The sequence below is a fragment of the Acinetobacter sp. C32I genome, from assembly GCF_023702715.1.
GTDB lineage: Bacteria > Pseudomonadota > Gammaproteobacteria > Pseudomonadales > Moraxellaceae > Acinetobacter.
This window is the reverse complement of record NZ_CP098480.1, coordinates 2,118,644-2,137,996: the sequence shown is the minus strand read 5'-3', so window position 1 is coordinate 2,137,996 and position 19,353 is coordinate 2,118,644. Positions and strand designations below refer to the sequence as shown.

Sequence of the window (19,353 nt, the reverse complement as noted above, 5' to 3'; positions counted from 1 at the left end):
ACCAGAGGCTTAAGCCTCTGGTCCTAAATAATAAGATATTGATTAAATTTAGAGAAATAATGAAATTTTATTTATATAAACAAGCAGGGATGCGCAATAGAACACTCCTTCAAGTAATGGGAGGGATTAGCATTTTGGTTGCTGGTTCATCTATTGTCCGTGCAGATGTTATGATTCCTGATAGTGGCATTATTACGAAGCAATTAAGTCCTGAACAATTCAAAGAGACACCAAAAACAGACCAACAGTACTTTGGCGCTGATTCATCGCAGCAAAATTATAGTCAGGATCAAACCCCTATTTGGGTCACAAAAGTCCAGATAGAAGGGAATCGACAAATTGCTACAGCAGTTTTACATGATTTAGTCAAATCACTGGAAAATAAAAATAAGGTACTGGCTGATTTACAGCTTAGTGCAGAACGAATCACCCAATACTATAAAAAACAGGGTTACTTTCTAGCGAAAGCTTATCTACCCAAACAAAAATTAGAAAATGGAATATTGGTGATCCGAATTTTAGAAGGACAACTGGGGCAAGTTATTTTAAATAACCAGTCTAGAATTAAAGATACAACCATTCAGCGCTTTACCGATCAAATTCCTCATCATCAGGCGTTACAACGACAGCAAAGTAATCAGACTTTGCTCCTTATTTCAGACCTAGCAGGTGTGGGGCAAATTCAGGCAAACCTACAGGCTGGCGAACAGATTGGGCAAACCGACCTTGTTCTGGACATTCTGGGACAGCCAACTTGGCTCGGACGAATTGGTATTGATAACGCTGGAAGTAGCTATACAGGAAAATATCGACTTTCAGGCTATCTCGAAAGTAATAGTTTGTTGGGATATGGAGAGAAGCTATCTGCTCAATTACTCGGAAGTAATCAAGATTTGGTTTCAGGAAGTCTAAATGCCCGATTACCTATAACAGGAACGGGTCTATGGCTGGGCGGTGGTTATAGTAGAACTGAATATGAACTGGGTGAACAGTTTAAGCAATTGGATGCTACAGGGACCTCTGAAAACTATAATATAAACCTCATTTATCCATTGATCCGAAGTCCGAAAACCAATCTGAATTTGAAGCTTTTGGCTGAAAAAAGAAAATTATTTGATGAAATCGCGGCGACGAATACAGAGACAACCAAACAGATAGAGGCGAGTCGTATCTCACTCAGTTTTAGTCGAATGGATGATTGGGGAATTGGAGATGCCAAAGGTGGTATTAATCAATTTGAGTTGATCACGACGATTGGCAATCTGAACATACAAAGCCCATCGGCTTTGAATATCGATCGTTTATCTGCAAAGACCCAAGGCAGTTTCAATAAATATGAACTTAAGCTTTCCAGACAGCAAAGATTAACAGCATCTTCATGGTTGACCAGTGAGTTATATGGACAACTTGCATCTAAGAATCTTGATTCCGCCGAGAAATTTTCCTTGAACCAAATGCGTGCTTATCCAGTAGCAGAAGGACTTGGAGATCAAGGTTGGGGGGCATCAATTAATTTTTATTATCAACTAACACCATGGCTAAATACTTATTTATTCCAAGATGTTGGACGAATACAGCAAAATAAAAATCCATATCTTAGTGATAAAAATACCCGCGCTTTGGCAAGTACAGGGATTGGTTTTGGCGGTGGCTATCAAGACTTTGACTATAATGCGACACTTGCATGGCGAAATACTTCAGCAGCGAAAAGCGACAAGGATCAGCAACCACGCTTGCAGTTTGGTATTGGATGGAGATTTTAATTTAAATCAATGAATATATTTATTTGTAAATATTATTAATTTTCTGTGTTTTTAGAATAGGGTTATTCTTTTGCATGAAGAGTAATATCGTTGTGGGATTATTTTTATAGAAAAAATAGATATATTTATTTTTCTAATAAATATCAGTTGTTTAATTTTTAAATAAAAATATAGTACAGCTCAGCATATAAAAAATATGGTGAGCTTTTTTTGTGACATAAATAAAAGGTTTTTAATTTTTTGGCCTTAATTGTTTAGAAAAATAAAACTAGTATTTAAAAATAATTAACATATAATTTTTTAAATGATTTGTTTTTATACACATCACAGAAGATTTATAGATTAGAAAATCGTCGGTGATTGATATAGGAACACTATAAAAATAAACAAATATGGATGTGTTAAACACGGAGGTCAATAATGCGATACTTCAAGTCTCTTCATTACGCAATGTTGACTTTAGGTAGTCTCTGCTTAAATTCTGCTTATGCAACTTCTACAACCTTACATCGCTTATCTGATTCTGAAATGTCCGCGACAACAGGGCAGGCATTGTTGAGTATGTCTTATATTGCACCTACAGATGCTAGAAATTTAGAAAATCAGCGTTCGGATGGAGATCCAAATCTAGGTTTTTATCGTTTAGGAATGGAAGCTGAATTGGAGTTAAATGCCAATATAAAAAAATTGCAGTTAGGCTGCGGTGGTAGGAATGGAGCGGGTGGATGTGATATTGATATTGATCATTTAAGCCTAAGTGGAATTTCAGATACGCGTGAAGGGCGAGCAGGTTCAAGTGCAAAATTAACCAACCCTTTTATTGAATTTGCGATTAAAAATCCTAATCAGGCTTCCACTCGAAATGTTGTCGGGTTGAGGTTAAGTGCTGAAAAAGTTCTCGGGTTATTGACATTGGGTACTGAGAACTCCTCTACTGCTAATGGGATAAATAGTCTCTCTGGTTATATGAAGGTACAATCTGGGATTGGGGATACGGAATTAGAAAGAAGCAAAATTAAGGTTTCTGCCAATACAGCAGCGCAATATATGAGTTTAGCAACCTATCCGATTGAAGGGCGTTTAATTGCAAATGTACTGGTTGATTTAGCTGATGCAGATTTTAGAACCAATGGCGGTGGCTTTAGTATTCCAGAAATGAATAATCTACCAATTGAAACCCCACAAATTGTAGTCAATGGTAAAAGAAATACCTCAATCGGTTTAAATGCAACCATCAATATCCCAACAATTTATTTAGGCACGGGTAATGATTATCCAGCATCTGGTCGAACTACCTCAGATGCTAATGGAACAACAACAGCAGTCTATACGGCGGGGAATCCTGTTGATGCTGTGGTTACAGGTTGTAGAAATTTAACTCTGGCTCCTACATGCTTGGTTGCATGGGAAGGTCGTCAGTTTAGCAATATTAAAATGAGTGGTTCAGTTAGTGGAGCAAAGGCGACGGTAAATTTCCAAGAAGCACTTGGGTTTATTCACCGTTTAGAAATAAATTCGGCAGCATCTTTAAGTTTACAAAGTCAAAATATTTTATGGCCTGATTCGGATACTGCAAATATTGCCCAATCAGGCTGGTGGCTGGCATTACAAGATCCTGTGAGTATTGGACGTGTAGAACCAACGCAAAGATTGAGTATTGAGCCATTGTTGGGGCAATTTGCAACAAAAGCTGGGGATTATTTAAAACAGAATCCTGCCAGAACAAATGATCTTCTCGGAGTCATGCTTGGAAATGGTATAGATGCAGAAATAGGAAATGTAGACTTGTCTAATGTTGCTGCCTTACAGATGAATTTATCTAATTTGCAGCTCAATGGGCAAAATTTTGCGCCAAATTGTTATGGGAGTTTAAGTTTCTGCTAGTTTTTTTAATAAAAAAGACAGCATAAGCTGTCTTTTTTATTATATTGGGCTTTATATAAAGAAAAAATAAGTTCTCTTTAGAAATCGATTTATTTATCGTCATGGGTCACTTTTGTCGGAAATTGTCTATTATTTAACAAAAAATGGCTTTATATTGGGCGGTGTCATATGACATCTGGCGAGTACGCTAATATTTTATTTATAAGTAAACTTTAAAAGATAATTATTTAAATATGAAAAATCTAGAAAAGGATTTTTATAATGAAAAATACATATTTATCAATGGTGTTTTTAGGAGCAATTGGTTTTTATACGAACTCTGTATATGCCAATTCTACGACTCTACAATCTATGTCTGATAGTGAAATGTCAGCGACTACAGGTCAGGCGCTAATGAGTTTATCTTATATAGCACCTAATGATACAGCCAATTTAGAAAGGCAACGTGCTGGTGGCGAACAAAGTGTAGGATTCTATAAATTAGGGCTAGAGGCAAAACTAGAATTAAATGCCAATATTCGAAATCTACAACTTGGATGTGGTGGTTCAAATGGTGTTGGTGGTTGTGATATTGATATTAAAAACTTATCACTGAGCGGTTTAAATGATGGAGTAGAGAGTGGTTCTACAAATCCGAATGAAGGTAGCCCGACTTTTAATAATGGTCGCGCATCAACCAGTGCTGAAATTACCAATCCATTTATTGAGTTTGCCATTAAAAATCCAAACAGTGCTTCAACTCGAGAGTTTTTGGGCTTAAGACTAAGTGCCGAAAAAATTAATGCATTATTAACAGCAGGTATTGCAAATGGAGCAACACCATCCACAACAGATGGTATTCAAAGTCTAAGTGGTTATATGCAAATTGCAGGAACAACAGGGGATGTTTGGACTCAGGCAGCAACATTTGGTAAAAGTGGCTCTAACTGTATGCCACAGATGAGTGGACCTACTGCATGTCAATCAATTGCTGGTAAATTGGATGTCGCATTATTTGGCCGAAAAGATTTTGCAAGTTTACCTGCTGATAGTGGTACATCCGGAATCAGTATTCCAAGTATGAATGTAGGTTTTACTTTAAATCCATTTACAGTAAATGGTAAGCGTCAAACTCAAGCAATTGCCCCAAATGTAACGGCAAAGATTCCTGAAATTGCAATTGCAAGAGCTAATGGCTGTAGTGAAAGTGCAGCATGTAATGACCTTTATCGAAATGATCAGCTCATGGTTAGTTTACGTAATGCAAGTAATTTATCTAATGAAGACTGTGTTCTCTGGATTTGCACTGCTAAGTTCAAAATGGGGGCTGGATCGAAGCTTACTGATTTAAATATTGATATTACTTTTAAACAGTCATTGAGTATGATTCATAATATACCCTTGAAAGGGACGGGTGGATATCTATCTTTGCAGAAACAAGCATTACAGTGGCCGGGTGCAAATACGGATGATATTGCACAATCGGGTTGGTGGATGTCTTTCGCTGAACCTGTGCAATTAGGGTATTTGAAAGCTTCTCAGCAAGTTGATATCAGTAACGTACTCCCACAAGTCGCAACTTTTGTGACACAGCAATTATATGCTAGTGATCCTATTAATGTTAATCTCATAGATGCATTGGGGGCGGCAGTTAATCAACCTATTGTTAAAACATTAACAATTCCTGTAAGTTCGAATCGAGCAAGCTTGGTTTTAGAAAACCAGCAATTAAAAAATCAAAAAATTCCAACAAATTGCTATGGCAGTTTAAGTTTTTGCTAATTTTATTTAGTAAAAAGAAGGCAGCTTAGGCTGTCTTTTTATTTTATGTGAAAACATATTACCTATCTAAAAATTAATTCTTTAAATATTAGCCATAACTTTATAGGCCATTTTATTTTATATTGCATACCAATTAACAATAATTGAGCTTATATTAGTGTATGTAATACATAATATGAAAATCGTTCGTTTGATAATTTCATGCCTGTAAGCGAATTTGATAAGGATGGTTGTTTAAATCTTTAAACCCGAAAAAAGGATTTTTTATAGTGAACAATAAATATTTATCAATGGCCTTTTTAGGGGTAATCAGTTTTTGTGGGAATTCTGTATATGCCAACTCTTTGACTTTACAATCTATGTCAGATAGTGAGATGTCTGCGATTACAGGTCAGGCCTTAATGAGCTTGTCTTATATAGCGCCAACTGACGCAGCCAACTTGGAAAGGCAGCGTGCTGGTGGTAGCCAGAATATAGGTTTTTATCGCCTAGGCATGGAAGCTGAATTAGAATTGAATGCCAATATCAAGAAACTGCAATTAGGTTGCGGGGGGGCAAATGGAGCTGGTGGGTGTGATATCGATATTGATAATGTAAGTTTAAGTGGCATTTCTGACACGAGTACGGGTAGAGCCAGCTCTAGTGCAAAATTAACAAATCCTTTTATTGAATTTGCAATAAAAAATCCAAGCCAGTCATCAACTAGAGAGGTGGTCGGATTAAGACTAAGTGCTGAAAAGGTTTTAGGCTTATTGACTTTGGGAACTGAAAACTCTGCCGTTGCAAATGGATTAAACAGCTTCTCTGGCTATATGAAAGTTCAATCAGGGATTGGGACAACGGCAGCCGAGCAAAGTAAAATTAAAGGATATGCAAATACTGCTGCACAATTTATGAACTTAGGTACATATCCGATTAATGGGAATTTAGTTGCAATTGGATTAGCAAATGCAAGTTTTGTTACTACGGGAGGGGGATTTAGTATACCTGAGATGAATAATCTCCCGTTTGAAACATCACAAATTGTTGTTGTGGGTAATCGGAGAACATCTGTGGGGCTATCTGCATCTGTTAATATACCAACAATCAACTTAGGGACAGGCAGTGATTACCCCGCAACAGGTAGAACAACGAGTGATGCGAACGGAACAACCACTGCTGTATATACGGCTGGTAATCCTGTAAATGCTAAAATCACAGGCTGTGAAAATACGGTATTTATTATACCCGCATGTCTGGCGGCACCAACAGGGCGTGAGTTCACGAATATTCGAATGAGTGGTACTGTCAGTGGTGCAAAAGCGACAGTAAATTTTCAAGAAGCCCTTGGTTTTATCCACCGTTTAGAGGTCAATTCTGCTGCATCTTTAAGTTTACAGAATCAGAATTTATTATGGCCAGGTTCAGAAGCTTTAAATGTCGCACAACCTGGATGGTGGTTAGCACTAGCAGATCCTATTAGTATTGGTCGAGTACAGCCAACCCAAAAGTTAAGTATTGAGCCATTGCTAGGTCAATTTGCTACAAAAGCTGGAGATTATTTACAACAAAACCCAGCCACAACGAATGATCTTGCTGGAATCATTAGTGGAAGCGGTTTAGATGCAAATATTGGTAATGTAGATTTATCGAATGTTTCACCTTTGCAGATGAATCTATCAAATTTACAGCTAAATGGGCAAAATTTTGCTCCCAATTGTTATGGTGGCATTAAATTCTGTTAATCTTTTTGTTTTATACACATTTAAATCATCTATTTGGAAAATTAATTATTTAGTTAATTGTTAAATTTTACTTACAACCTTTTAGGCCACTTTTATCGGAAATTGTCTATTATTTAACAATAATTGAGTTTATATTGGGAAGCGTAAGATGGTATGTGGTTAGCTCACTAACTTTATTGTCTGTAAGTGGAGTTCATGGAGATAAGTATTTCACTTTAAGTTTTAGAATCTAAAAAGGATTTTTATAATGAAAAATAGATATTTATCTATGGTTTTTTTAGGGGCCATGGGTGTATGTAACCATTCTGCATATGCAACTTCTACAACTTTGCAGTCAATGTCAGATAGTGAATTATCAGCAACCACAGGTCAGGCTTTAATGAGCCTGTCTTATATCGCACCTAATGATGCTGCTAATTTAGAAAGACAACGTTCTGGAGGCGAGCAAGGAGTTGGGTTTTATAAACTTGGTTTAGAAGCAAAACTAGAGTTAAATGCAAATATTCGGAATTTGCAACTTGGGTGTGGTGGCACAAATGGCACTGGTGGTTGCGATATTGATATTAAAAATTTATCACTAAGTGGTTTAAACGATGGAGTAGAGGCTGGGTCCACAAATCCGAGTGAAGGTAGTCCAACTTTTAGTAATGGCCGTGCATCAACGAGTGCAGAAATTACCAATCCATTCATTGAGTTTGCAATTAAAAATCCAAACAGCGCATCAACCCGTGAATTTGTTGGTCTGAGGTTAAGTGCAGAAAAAATTAATGCATTATTAACAGCTGGTATTACTAATAATGCAACACCATCAACTACAGATGGTATCCAAAGCTTGAGTGGTTATATGCAAATTGCAAATACTACAGGCCATGTATATACAAAGGAATCAACATTTGGTCTAGGTAATTCCAACTGTTTGCCTAGAGGAACAGGATGTGAATCAATCGGTGGTAAAATTCAAACTATATTAGGTGGAAAATATTTTAGAAGTTTACCGAGTGATAGTGGAACGACGGGTATTACAGTCCCTAGTTTAAAAGTAGACTTTACTTTACCCGCCTTTACAGTAAATGGTACTCGTCAGACACAAGCGGTTGCAGAGCATGTTAGCGCAAAAATTCCATGGTTACCAATTGCAGCAGCTGGGGGGTGTCCCGCTGAATATGCAGCAAGCTGTGCCGCAGCAAATTCACAAATTGCAGGAGTGAATTTTAGTAATGACAAGTTACGAGTTCTTTTAACAGAAGATGGTAATAGCACTACATGGACAGGGTCTTGCCTAAGCCTTGTTATCTGTTTAGTGACCAATTCTAACTTTGCCATGGCTGCTGGCTCTTCAATTACAGATTTGAATGTTGATATTACATTTAAACAAGCATTGAGCATGATTCACAATATCCCATTAACAGGGACTGGTGGATATTTGTCTTTACAGAAACAAGCATTACAATGGCCTGGTGCGAACTCTGATGATATAGCTCAAAAAGGCTGGTGGATGTCTTTTGCACAACCTGTACAACTTGGTTATCTACAAGCACAAAATAAAGTGGATATTAGTGCGGTTCTTCCACAGGTAGCAAGTTTTGCTACAACAGCTTTATTAGCTGGTGATCGTATCGATGTGAGTGGTTTGGGTGATTCTTGGACGGCACTTACAAATGGTGTTCTTTCAAAGCAACTGAATATTAATTTAAGCAATAGTCCTGCGGCGACATTGACTCTAGAAAATCAACAACTAAGAAATCAAAAAGTTCCAACAAACTGCTATGGCTCATTATCATTCTGTTAAGTTTATCTAAAATTGAATTGTTTTTAATCTAATTTAAGTGGGAGTTTCAGGCTTCCACTTTTTATTTATATTGAAGGGAAATCTGATGCTAAATTTGAGGGGATTAAATCGAATTGTGGTAGTGGGGGGGGGGACAGCAGGTTGGTTTGCTGCATTGCAACTGAGACAAGTGTTTAGCTCATCTGTTGAGGTCGTGGTTGTTTCTGCACCAGAGATTCCAATTGTTGGCGTTGGCGAGGGTGGGGTACTCAACTTGCTCACTGTATTACATAATTTAAATGTTGATCTAAAAGATTTTATAGATAAAACAGGATCAACACTTAAATTGGGGTTTCGCTATGAACGTTGGAGAACTGGCAAAGCAGACGATTATTATTATCATCTTTTCTCATTGCCAACACCAGATTTTGCATGGAATGAATTTGGGTTTAATCCTTATTTATCAGGACTATTCAATCATGGCATTGATATTAGCCGCTATATGGCCTCTTATCAATTCAGTGAAGACCGAAAACCGTTTCAAGAGGTTTTACAGATTTTATTAGAAGGTAAAAATAATTTCGGAGCTTCGTTACATTTTGATACTTTTCGGGTCGGTCAATATCTAAAGAAAATCGCTTTATCTAGGGGAATTATTCATGTTGAAAAGAAAATAGAGGATTTTGAGCTGAACCCGATAACAGGCTATGTTTCAGCTATACAATGTGTAGATGAAAAGCTAAGTTGTGACTTTGTGATAGATGCTTCTGGGTTTTCAAAACTCTTGATTGGGAAAAAATATCAAAGCCACTGGTGTTCTTTTGCCGATACTTTACCGATGAATAAAGCTTTACCTTTTCATCTTCCCCATACAAATAAAATTGAATTGGTAACACGGGCAACGGCTATGAGCTCTGGTTGGGTCTGGCAAATTCCATTACAAGAGCGGATAGGGGCAGGTTATGTCTACCATGATCAGTTTATTAGTGATCAGCAAGCGCAACAAGAGGTTGAACAATGGTTAGGGCATCCAATTCATCCAGTTAAACCGATTGCATTTGAGGCAGGTTATTTTCAGCAAGTTTGGATTAAAAATGTAGTGGGTATTGGTTTGGCATCAGGGTTTATTGAGCCATTGGAGGCAACATCAATTGGACAGATGCTGAGTCAGTTACAACTGTTGATCTCTTTTATACAAGAAAATCATGGTGTCATTTCGCAACAAAATATAGATTTTTATAACCAGCAAAATGCTCAATATTGGCAAGGTATATGTGATTTTATTCGTATGCATTATGATACTGGGCGTTCAGACACCCCATTTTGGCAATATATGCTGACCGTTCCACAGTCTAAAAGTTACCAGGAGTTGAAAAAATGTTGGGCGTACCGAACACCGCGAGATATTGATTTTGTAGAATATAATATGGGTGGGATGTCGATGTTTAGTACTGCCAACTGGTTTGCTGTAGGGGCTGGGGTTGGGGTCATTAAGCCAGAAGCAACTTCAGCGGAACTTTACGCACTATCATCAGAAAAAAAGCAAAAATTAGCGAAATATTTGCAGGAGATAAAACATCATTTATCTTTGTAAGTTATTGAATGAAGCCAGTAGAACGTTATGTTTATTTTCATACATCGGAAAAATGTAACTTTTAACTGGTTTTTTTTGCATTTGCGTAAATAGTAGGCATAATAAAAACTGAGATTGAGTAGGTAAATTCTGCCTAAGTTTCGAGTGATGCTTGGAAGCATATCCTTAAACTGCGAGTTTGTGTAGTAGGAAGTCACTCAGCAAGATTTAGAAAAATAATACTGGTGCGGAGCATCGTGTAACAGGAAGGTCAAGATGACGACATTTCATACGGTATCATTTAAACGAACTGTTTTAGCAACATTGATTGGCTTGTGCTTAAGCCGATATGCTTTTGCATTGCAGGAAATTTCGGATGAGGCCTTAAGTCAGACGACAGGTGAAGGGATTGCGATTCTACCAACCAATTTTGATTTTGTTTTTCGTGGTGCAAATACAGGGAATGAGACGACCTCTGCTATATTGAATGACCGTAGTAAAGATACAGGTTATATTCATTACCTCCCTGTTGGTGGTCTAACCTCACTCGCACAAGATACCAATAAAGACGGTGTTGTAAACTCATCTGACCATTCAGTGGGTAAGGCCGATATTTATTTATATGGCCTTGCCTTATCTAAAAATAATAATAATGACACAAATAGCCGTTTTGATTCAGTTTCACCACAGATTGCGAGTTGGGGAACAGCTGAGAATCCATGGGTATTAAAAGCAAAAACAGCAGCAAATGTTCCAAACTTTGCTGGTGTAGATGGATCTGTAACCTACCTGAATTTAGAAGCACCATTATATGAAACAGGTGCGAAGACTGGCGTGGATGCTTATAACTTAAAGCTTGCTTTCTGGGCTGATGCTTTTGTTCGTGACCAAAGTAAAGCGGATGGTGCTGCTGATCAATTTAATTTAGGTGAATTGTTTAGTACCAGTGATGCCAATCGTGCAAACCGTTTACGCTTACAGGCGATTATGAATGGTTTTAGTATAAATGGTAGTAGCTTGCAGGTTTTTCAGACTCTAGCTGGTTCAAGTAATGCCAACGGTATGAGCTCTTTTTATAATAATACTTTAGGTCTAGCTGGTGTTATTCGCATCAATAGTGGGGATGGCGCGAATTTAAAAGCGACTTATACCGATACCCAATTGGGAAGCGTTGGGACAGCCTCGGCATGGACAACCATTCATAATGGTCAAGATGCAACATTAGGAACATCGAAAACAGCTGCGACTGGCAGTTGTGGTAATGCGGGAACAGGTTCATTTGACAACACATCTACAGGATGTAAGTTTATTGTTCAAAAGCAAACTCGGACAGATACTCAGCAAATCAAGCGTGTATGGAATGTGCCAACCAACAGTGTTTTAAGACTAAGTACACGGGAAACGACAGCTTATGACTGTGCGACCAATCCTACTAAATGTTTGGAAACACCAGCGTTGTCGAGTAGTGCAACAGCACCAAGTTTCGATGCCAATGAAGGGATATTTATTTATAACCCGAACATCAACCTTGTATTAGGGGGCTTATATCAACCTGTTATTCTAGGTTCGAATGGTCGAAATTTTAGTCTCGAAATTGCCCGTATTCCAAATAATCCTGCAATTTATAAGAAGATCTATACAGATTATACAGGCGCGGATACGTCTTATTTAGGTTCAACCTGTAATGTCTATCAATGTGGTACCTCAGATATCGCGGGTTATCAGGGCGGTTCAGCACGAACAGATTATTCGACTGCGGCGCTTTCTGGTAAGAAGCTAGCAACACACAGTAGTATTAGCTTAGGTTCTGTTTATAGCAGTGATGGTGGTAAAACCTTACAAGCCTATAAAGGAACCGCTGGTGTTGATGATGCAGTGGGTATTTCTTTTGGGAATATGCAAAACCCAGCGGGTATTTTAAGTAATGTTACAACCAATACCGCAACACAGGTACGCTATGCACAACGCGAAATGAATACTTCTACTTGGATTACTAATAGTCGATGTACAAGTAGTAGTATTTGGGGGAATTGTACTGCTGTGAGCAATACCACAGGTTCTGTGTATCAGTGGCAATATTATAATGGTTCAGGGACTTTAGTAAATTCAGCAACAGGTTGGACCAACACGCCAACGAGTGCGACATTGTGTGGCACTGGTAGTGGCACTTCAGGAAGTTGTAATAATAATGCTTCTGATACTTCAACGCCTAAATATGCCACTGTTGGTAACCGGACATGGTCGGATACAAATTTAAATGGTGCGGCATGGCGTACGACGGCTAATCCAATTTTAGATAGCTTTATTGGATCCTCGAATGGAACAACGGGTACTGTGATTCCAACAACCAATACCGCTCCAACTCCAACGATACCGAATAACAACTTTGGTTCAGCTGTGATTGATGGTTTGCTTATTCAGCATTTAAAAATTACAACCACAGGACTATAGGAGAGCATACACATGAAAAAAATATTCGCTTTGCTCTTATCCTTAACCTCAAGCCTATCTTATGCTGAGTTACAAGCTTTAGATAATGAAACACTTCAATCTATTCAAGGCCAAGGTGGGGCAGATTTATCATTAAAAGTCTCTTTGAACCAAAACGTGCTAACCGATAGTGCTTTATTGGCAGGTACCGTACCGACATTTAATTGTACAAACTTGGAGTATTGCCGTTTAGCTGTTTCTGTAAATAAACGCTTTGTTCAATTCCAATCAGGTGATTCATCTGATGTGTGGTCTTTGGCCGCAAGTGACCCAACCAGTGCAAACAAAGCACGTAAATTGTGGGTGGTTTTTAAAGGCTTGCAAGGCACTTTGAATATCCAAAAAATTGGTCTAGAGGGGATTGATTTAAATTATACCAAATACGTGAATGGAGCTGCCTCAGGTTCAATGATTAAACCTGCAATGCAGTTTTCATTTGATCCAACTAAACCGATTCAAATTCGTGATTTTGGTTTTAATGCTTTGTCGATAGAACAGGATAAAGTTCTATCTTATTTTGATGCATCAGGAAAACTGATTGAAGAAACGAGTAGCAACCCACAAGATTATGGATTCTTGAAAACAGCAACTTATAGTGCAGTCCCACAAAGTATTGGTGCAACAGGCACCACAGCAAATAATTATGATACCAATAAAGAAACAGGTTTCATGGGATTGAAAATGAATGGCAACCTTGCAATGGAAGGTAAAGTTCAGATTTTTGCTTGTAGTAATCATGCGCGTTGTTAAGTTTATCGGTTTCAAAGGATTGAGCAATGAAAAAAAATAATCAAAAGCTGAAAACAGGATGTTTTGTACTGAGTGCACTTGCAGCGAGTCTGCTATTGATTAGCCATTCTGTCTACGCCCTGCAAGAACTTGATGATAAATCCCTGAGTAATGTCAATGGTCAAGATGGTCTACATGTCAATTTAGATTTTAAAGAGGTGAATGTTGGGACGTTCTTCTGGCAAGATAATGCTGGAAGAGGAAGTGCGGGCAAAGCCGCTGATACAACTTTACGTGCTGAAGGTGAAAACTTTAAAATCCAGTCGCATACGTCAACACCAGCAATAAATCCGAATGTTGATATTCAACTCAATAGTGGTAGTCAAGCGGGTAAATCAGGTCTCGATTTTAATTTAAAAGTTGCACCTGTATTGATTAGCATGAATAAGTTTAAAGTTTGTGATACGGCAGCATGCGGTAGTCCTGTGGGCGATATTGCAGTACAAACTAACTCAGATACCAGTATTAGTTTTAAAACTAGAGATGGTCTTTTTAGTAAAGATGGTCAGAGTGAGTTAATCTTCAGTTCACGAAATGCCAATATTTATTTAGGACAAAAAACAGGTCCTTCAACAAGTCAAATCCTTAATCAGCTGATTCTTAAGAATTTTAACTTTAATTTTTCAGCCAAGGGTGTGATGTATATTGATGGTACAGATGGTTTTATTGTAAGAACCAATGCCGCTAATGCAACTAATGCTGTAATTAACTATAACGCTGATGGTTCAGTGAATACAGCAACGAGTACCAAGCCGAATTCAACTTATGGGTATGTTGATTTTACTCGCGTAAATGATCCTGCAAATCCTGGGACGATTACAGGAAATACTTACTCCGCTACGGCAAGTAATGCGGGCTTAAATCTTGAGTTCATGCTCAATAAGAATGTGAATGCCAACACTCCTTATTCAGTCGATGCAACAAAAACGCCGCTAAATGGACAAGTTGCTTCGGATACTGCAAAAGGCCTAATTCGTTTAGGCGCAAGTGGTCGTATGGTGAATGGTTCAGTTCAGGTAAGAGGTACAAATACCAATAGCTCGGATGGATTTACTCGAACTGATCCTGTCTATAATACCGCAACAAATCAATATGGTAATCCTGACAATACTAATATTTTAGGAAAAGCCAATAATGCAGTGACTGCAGCCGGAACTCAAAATATCATAGGGGATACAGGTATTGCTTTCCGTATGAGAGCGGATTTTACCAAGAAAAATGATCCGATGCTGGAAGGGGATAATTCAAAGGCGACGACTTTAGAAATTGGTGGAGCTGGCTTTAATACTTATGGCTTTGAGTTTGGTGAATTGACAGGTTTAAACCTGCAAAACCGAGGTTCATTTGATACAGGTAATGTTTATTTAAATTTAGTCGATACTAAAACAGTTTTGTTACCTGCGAATAAAGCATTACAAACCAGTCGATATTGGAATGGTTCTACATCCACCACACTGACGACTGATGCTGATTATGTTCAGAGTATACACAATGGAACAACGAACCAAAATCCATATGCAATACTCGCTGCAATTCGTGGTGCGGAGTTTCAGGCATTTTCACGAAGTGGTCGGTTTACCAACAGTGCAAGAACAGTTGGAACAACCATTCCAAAAATTAATGATACAGCGGGAAATACATGGGGCTTGGCATTACCATTCTATGATTTGAATGCTAATTTGGCTATGTATGGTACAACTGCTCCAACAGATGCTTATTATTATGATCTGAATGGAACACGATATACTGTTGTTGCGGGATCTGAACGTTTAGGTTTCTCTCTTGCGATGAGTACTACAGGTATGAATGGTAGTACAGATCCAACCAAGCAAAAAACCACGTCAATTTTATTATTGGATAATGCGGATACAAACTCAGTTCGTTATATGGGTTTACGTAATATTGATATGTTATTGAGAGGGACAGGAACGCTAGGACTTGAAAATGGTAGTTTTAATGCAAGCTTAAAAGATATATTAATTATCTTATCTGCACAAATTGCGGGTGGTTATTTACCAGGGGCAAGATATGCGGGAACATCTACAGCTGCATTAGCATCATCAGCTGACTTTTCTAATAATAATGATGTACTCCTTTCAACGAAACTTCGTTTAGACGGTAAAAAAATTGATCTGTCTCTCATTCCTAATAGTGAATATACCAGTACAGATGGGAGTCGTTTAAGTGTTGTCGGTGAGCTAGAATTAAAAGCGGTAAAAGATGGCGGTAAAAGTGCCATCCAATTGAGTGATCCTTTGGATGGTTCAACCGTTGGTTTTGACAATATTGATGGTAAAGTTGCATTTAACAATGCAATTATTATTGCACCAGATACAAGAGGTACATGTCCTACTGCTGGTTGTGATGGAATGGTTTCATTTAAAGCTGGTTTAACGTTTAACCCTGCTGGAACCACAGGAGTGGGATCAGCCCAAGATAAAATTGATGGTGTATTACGTGTTCGGGATATCAATTTCTATCCACCATCAGCAACAAGTGCACCACAACGTTTAGGTGAAGCTGTTCTCACAGGGGGACGCATAACAGGGCAACTAGGAATTATTCCTCGAAACTAAGGATAGGCATGATGAATAAAATAATTGGATGTTTGTCTTTGTTGTTAACTCCATTTGCTATGGCGATGCAGCCACTTGATGACCAAAGCTTATCGACTACAACAGGGCAAGATGGTTTGAATATTGGTGTAAATGTTTCAAAAGTCGAATTTAAACAAATTTCTGTGGTAGATAGTGATGGTTGGGATACTAAAAACGCAGCAGCTAGTGAATATCGTGGCCGTGCAGGTTTAGTATTTGCACAAAGTCCAAATGCGGTTGTATCTAATCCGAACATCACCTTCAAAGCAGGTGGGGTCGCAAGCGATTTGGGGCTAAAAGCCGTTATCGATACGGATAAGGGAGTGGGTGCAAGTGGCCCATTTGCCAATATTGCTTTGACATTTGGGAATGTAGATGAATTTGTAATTTCTCCATTATCAGTTTATGCAGCAAGCGATAGCACTGGTGTTTTATCTAGTTTGGTTGGATCAAATTATATCAGAGGTTCTATTTTTGACTCTAATCAAAGCACACTTAAAAGCGGTGTAAAAGAGATATTAAGACTTCAAAATGGCTTGAATGTTAAATTCCTATCAAGCAATAAGCCAAAGATGAATATTCAATTAGGATCTGCGCCTCAAGGTAAAATGGTTCGTTTTGGTGGTGCAATTGACTCAATTTGTGGTACTGGTTCAGGCTGTAATATGATGCTTGTTTCTGGTTATGATGGAAGTAATAATCCAATTGGGGCTAGCTTTAATTTTCAGCTCAAGGCATCAAATCCAACTGGATTTAGTTTAGATAAGTTTTATGCTGGAGTTATTGGGGAATCTGCTGCGGGGCAAGGTGATGGGGCACTGGTTTTTGGAAATGAAGGAAAATCAGATAATGTCGATTTAAAATTGAATAATATTCAATTTGGTAATACCGCGACTATTCCAGCGACAACGGATGCTGCATATCGATTTAATGGCTTACAAAATAGCGCAATCGGGAATATTGGTTTTACCAATGCTTCCGTGACAGACCTAAAAATCCGAGTCAATGGTATGTAATCTGGAATAGCTTGTTTTGTTAATGACACATAATTCAATTCGTTTTCCAAAGCGGCTTAGGCCGCTTTTTTATTACATAGGGATAACTCTAAATTTAGCTTTGTTTTAGAAACTGGATAATCTCATCTAATTGCTTGATTTTCTTCACTTGACCCCACAAGGCTTGTGCTTCAGGATAGGCTTTGGTCATCATCCCTAGCCACTGCTTATAGCGTCCTACCATACCAATTTCTGTCTTATATTGACCACTTAAGAAGCGAAGCTGTAATTCCACCAAATCTGGCCAAGACAACAATGCCTGATCCAAATTTTGACGGATACAAAGTGTTAAATCGGGGGTAGTGACAGCACCGCGACCAATCATCAAATCTTGGCAATGCGATTGCTCTAAACAGGCTTTCGCATCGGCATTGTTCCAGATCTCGCCGTTGGCAATCACATTAATATTTAATGCTTCTGTAATGGGCTGAATTTTTTCCCAATAGGCCGGTGGGGTATAGCCATCAGCTTTGGTACGCGCATGAACAGTGAGCCAGCTTGCACCTGCATCTTCAATCGCATGAGCATTATCTAGCGTATGATTTTCATCTAGATAACCCAAACGCATTTTGGCTGAAACAGGAATATGTGCAGGCACGGCATCGCGTACTGCTTTTACCAACAGATGTACCGTTTCAGGCTCATCTAATAAAACAGAACCACCACGATGGCGATTCACCGTTTTGGCTGGACAACCAAAATTCAGATCAATAGCGGGTGCGCCTAGTTCCACGACTTTGGCTGCATTGGCAGCGAGCATATCGGGGTTGTTACCAAGAAACTGCACATGCACAGGTGTACCTGCTGCAGTTTTGCCACCATTTTTTAATTCAGGGCAGAAACTATCGTAGATATGATCTGGCAGGATGCTATCGGTAATACGAATAAACTCAGTCACGCACCAATCAAAACTGCCAACATGAGTGAGCACGTCACGCATGATCGGATCAGTCAGACCTTCCATTGGGGCGAGTACAAGTTTCACGATTTATTACCTAAAGAAGCGAAAACAGCGTTATACGCATTTTCAGATAGGCTGTCTAGTTTTTATTAAAATGTAAAAACTAGCGCCCTAAAATCATTTCTAAAACAAATTTACTGCCCATAAAGCCAATGGCAAGCAGGACAAAACCAGTAATGGTAAAGCGAATGGCTTTACGACCGCGCCAGCCAAATTTGTAATGACCGATGAGCAAGGCACCGTATAAGAACCATGAAATAATACTAAAGGCGGTTTTATGTGCCAGATGCTGAGCAAAGAAGTTATCAATGGTAAAGAAACCAAATAACAAGGCTGCCGTCAGTAGACCAAAACCTGTGATAATCAAGTCAAATAACAGGGACTCCATGACTTGAAATGGTGGTAGCAAGTTCACCCAAATCCGTCGTTTTTGTTTCTTTTTCAGTTCTCGATCTTGGCACCACAACAATACCGCATGGATGGTGGCCATCAGCAGTACCGCATAAGCAGATAGCGAAAGAATGATATGTAAATCTAAACCTAAGCTATGTTGTTCAATAATTTGGTTGGGTTGGCTAAAGGCAAAGCCCAAGATTAGGCCAAAGGCAGCAACAGGTGTACCAATCAGGTTCAATGGAAGAATTGGGCGGATCAGGCTCAAAATCAAACTCAGCGCCAACATCAGCCCTGAAGTAAATGACATCAGGTTAAAGACATCATAATTCACCCCAATCGGTGTCATCATGTCTTGGTAGAGTACAGTACTATGCAGTACTAACCCGAGTCCAACCATAAGACCATAACACCAAAGATTTGGACTACGTTTTGACATCAATCGAATAAACAAATACCAAAATGAGCTGGTATAGGCGATGAGTGCCAAAATTGTGTAAACCAAGGGGAGACTGATCATGTCAAACCTTTTTTAGGAGGATGAATAATATTCACCATATAAGATATAAATTCGCTTCGAACTACAGTATCCTAT

General features: G+C 38.5%; 12 protein-coding genes. 10 read left to right on the top strand and 2 right to left on the bottom strand.

Annotation, left to right across the window (positions count from 1 at the left end):
• The first annotated feature begins 59 nt into the window (after nucleotides 1-59).
• The 10 genes from NDN13_RS10265 to NDN13_RS10220 all read left to right on the top strand — a co-directional run bounded on the left by NDN13_RS10265 (nucleotide 60) and on the right by NDN13_RS10220 (nucleotide 17,365).
• Nucleotides 60-1,763, top strand: coding sequence for a ShlB/FhaC/HecB family hemolysin secretion/activation protein (locus tag NDN13_RS10265; RefSeq protein WP_251115400.1), 1,704 nt, complete (start codon nucleotides 60-62; stop codon nucleotides 1,761-1,763).
• A 420-nt stretch (nucleotides 1,764-2,183) separates the two neighbouring features.
• Entirely contained in the window at nucleotides 2,184-3,647 is a 1,464-nt protein-coding gene (locus NDN13_RS10260; RefSeq protein ID WP_251115399.1) for a hypothetical protein, read from the top strand.
• A 261-nt stretch (nucleotides 3,648-3,908) separates the two neighbouring features.
• Entirely contained in the window at nucleotides 3,909-5,408 is a 1,500-nt protein-coding gene (locus NDN13_RS10255) for a hypothetical protein (protein ID WP_251115398.1), read from the top strand.
• A 290-nt stretch (nucleotides 5,409-5,698) separates the two neighbouring features.
• The gene (locus NDN13_RS10250; protein WP_251118214.1) at nucleotides 5,699-7,132 is read left to right on the top strand and encodes a hypothetical protein; all 1,434 of its coding nucleotides are present in this window, start codon (nucleotides 5,699-5,701) and stop codon (nucleotides 7,130-7,132) included.
• A gap of 247 nt (nucleotides 7,133-7,379) precedes the next feature.
• A complete protein-coding gene (locus tag NDN13_RS10245) occupies nucleotides 7,380-8,921 on the top strand; it encodes a hypothetical protein (RefSeq protein WP_251115397.1) in 1,542 nt (513 codons plus the stop codon).
• 85 nt (nucleotides 8,922-9,006) lie between these two features.
• Nucleotides 9,007-10,494 carry a tryptophan halogenase family protein gene (locus tag NDN13_RS10240; protein WP_251118213.1) on the top strand — a complete coding sequence of 496 codons (1,488 nt, stop codon included), beginning with the start codon at nucleotides 9,007-9,009 and terminating at the stop codon, nucleotides 10,492-10,494.
• A gap of 255 nt (nucleotides 10,495-10,749) precedes the next feature.
• Entirely contained in the window at nucleotides 10,750-12,924 is a 2,175-nt protein-coding gene (locus tag NDN13_RS10235; protein ID WP_251115396.1) for a hypothetical protein, read from the top strand.
• A 12-nt stretch (nucleotides 12,925-12,936) separates the two neighbouring features.
• A complete protein-coding gene (locus NDN13_RS10230; protein ID WP_251115395.1) occupies nucleotides 12,937-13,713 on the top strand; it encodes a DUF6160 family protein in 777 nt (258 codons plus the stop codon).
• A 26-nt stretch (nucleotides 13,714-13,739) separates the two neighbouring features.
• Complete coding sequence (locus NDN13_RS10225) at nucleotides 13,740-16,328, top strand: DUF6160 family protein (protein ID WP_251115394.1); 2,589 nt, start codon at nucleotides 13,740-13,742, stop codon at nucleotides 16,326-16,328.
• Between the two features lie 8 nt (nucleotides 16,329-16,336).
• Nucleotides 16,337-17,365: a DUF6160 family protein gene (locus tag NDN13_RS10220; RefSeq protein WP_251115393.1), complete on the top strand. Its 1,029-nt coding sequence runs from the start codon at nucleotides 16,337-16,339 to the stop codon at nucleotides 17,363-17,365.
• Between the two features lie 94 nt (nucleotides 17,366-17,459).
• Here the strand turns inward: NDN13_RS10220 and NDN13_RS10215 are convergent, their stop codons facing one another.
• Together NDN13_RS10215 and NDN13_RS10210 are read right to left on the bottom strand one after the other, a co-directional pair.
• Entirely contained in the window at nucleotides 17,460-18,389 is a 930-nt protein-coding gene (locus tag NDN13_RS10215; RefSeq protein ID WP_251115392.1) for a tRNA dihydrouridine synthase, read from the bottom strand.
• A 79-nt stretch (nucleotides 18,390-18,468) separates the two neighbouring features.
• Nucleotides 18,469-19,278 carry a cytochrome C assembly family protein gene (locus NDN13_RS10210; protein ID WP_159884888.1) on the bottom strand — a complete coding sequence of 270 codons (810 nt, stop codon included), beginning with the start codon at nucleotides 19,276-19,278 and terminating at the stop codon, nucleotides 18,469-18,471.
• Nucleotides 19,279-19,353: the final 75 nt, after the last annotated feature.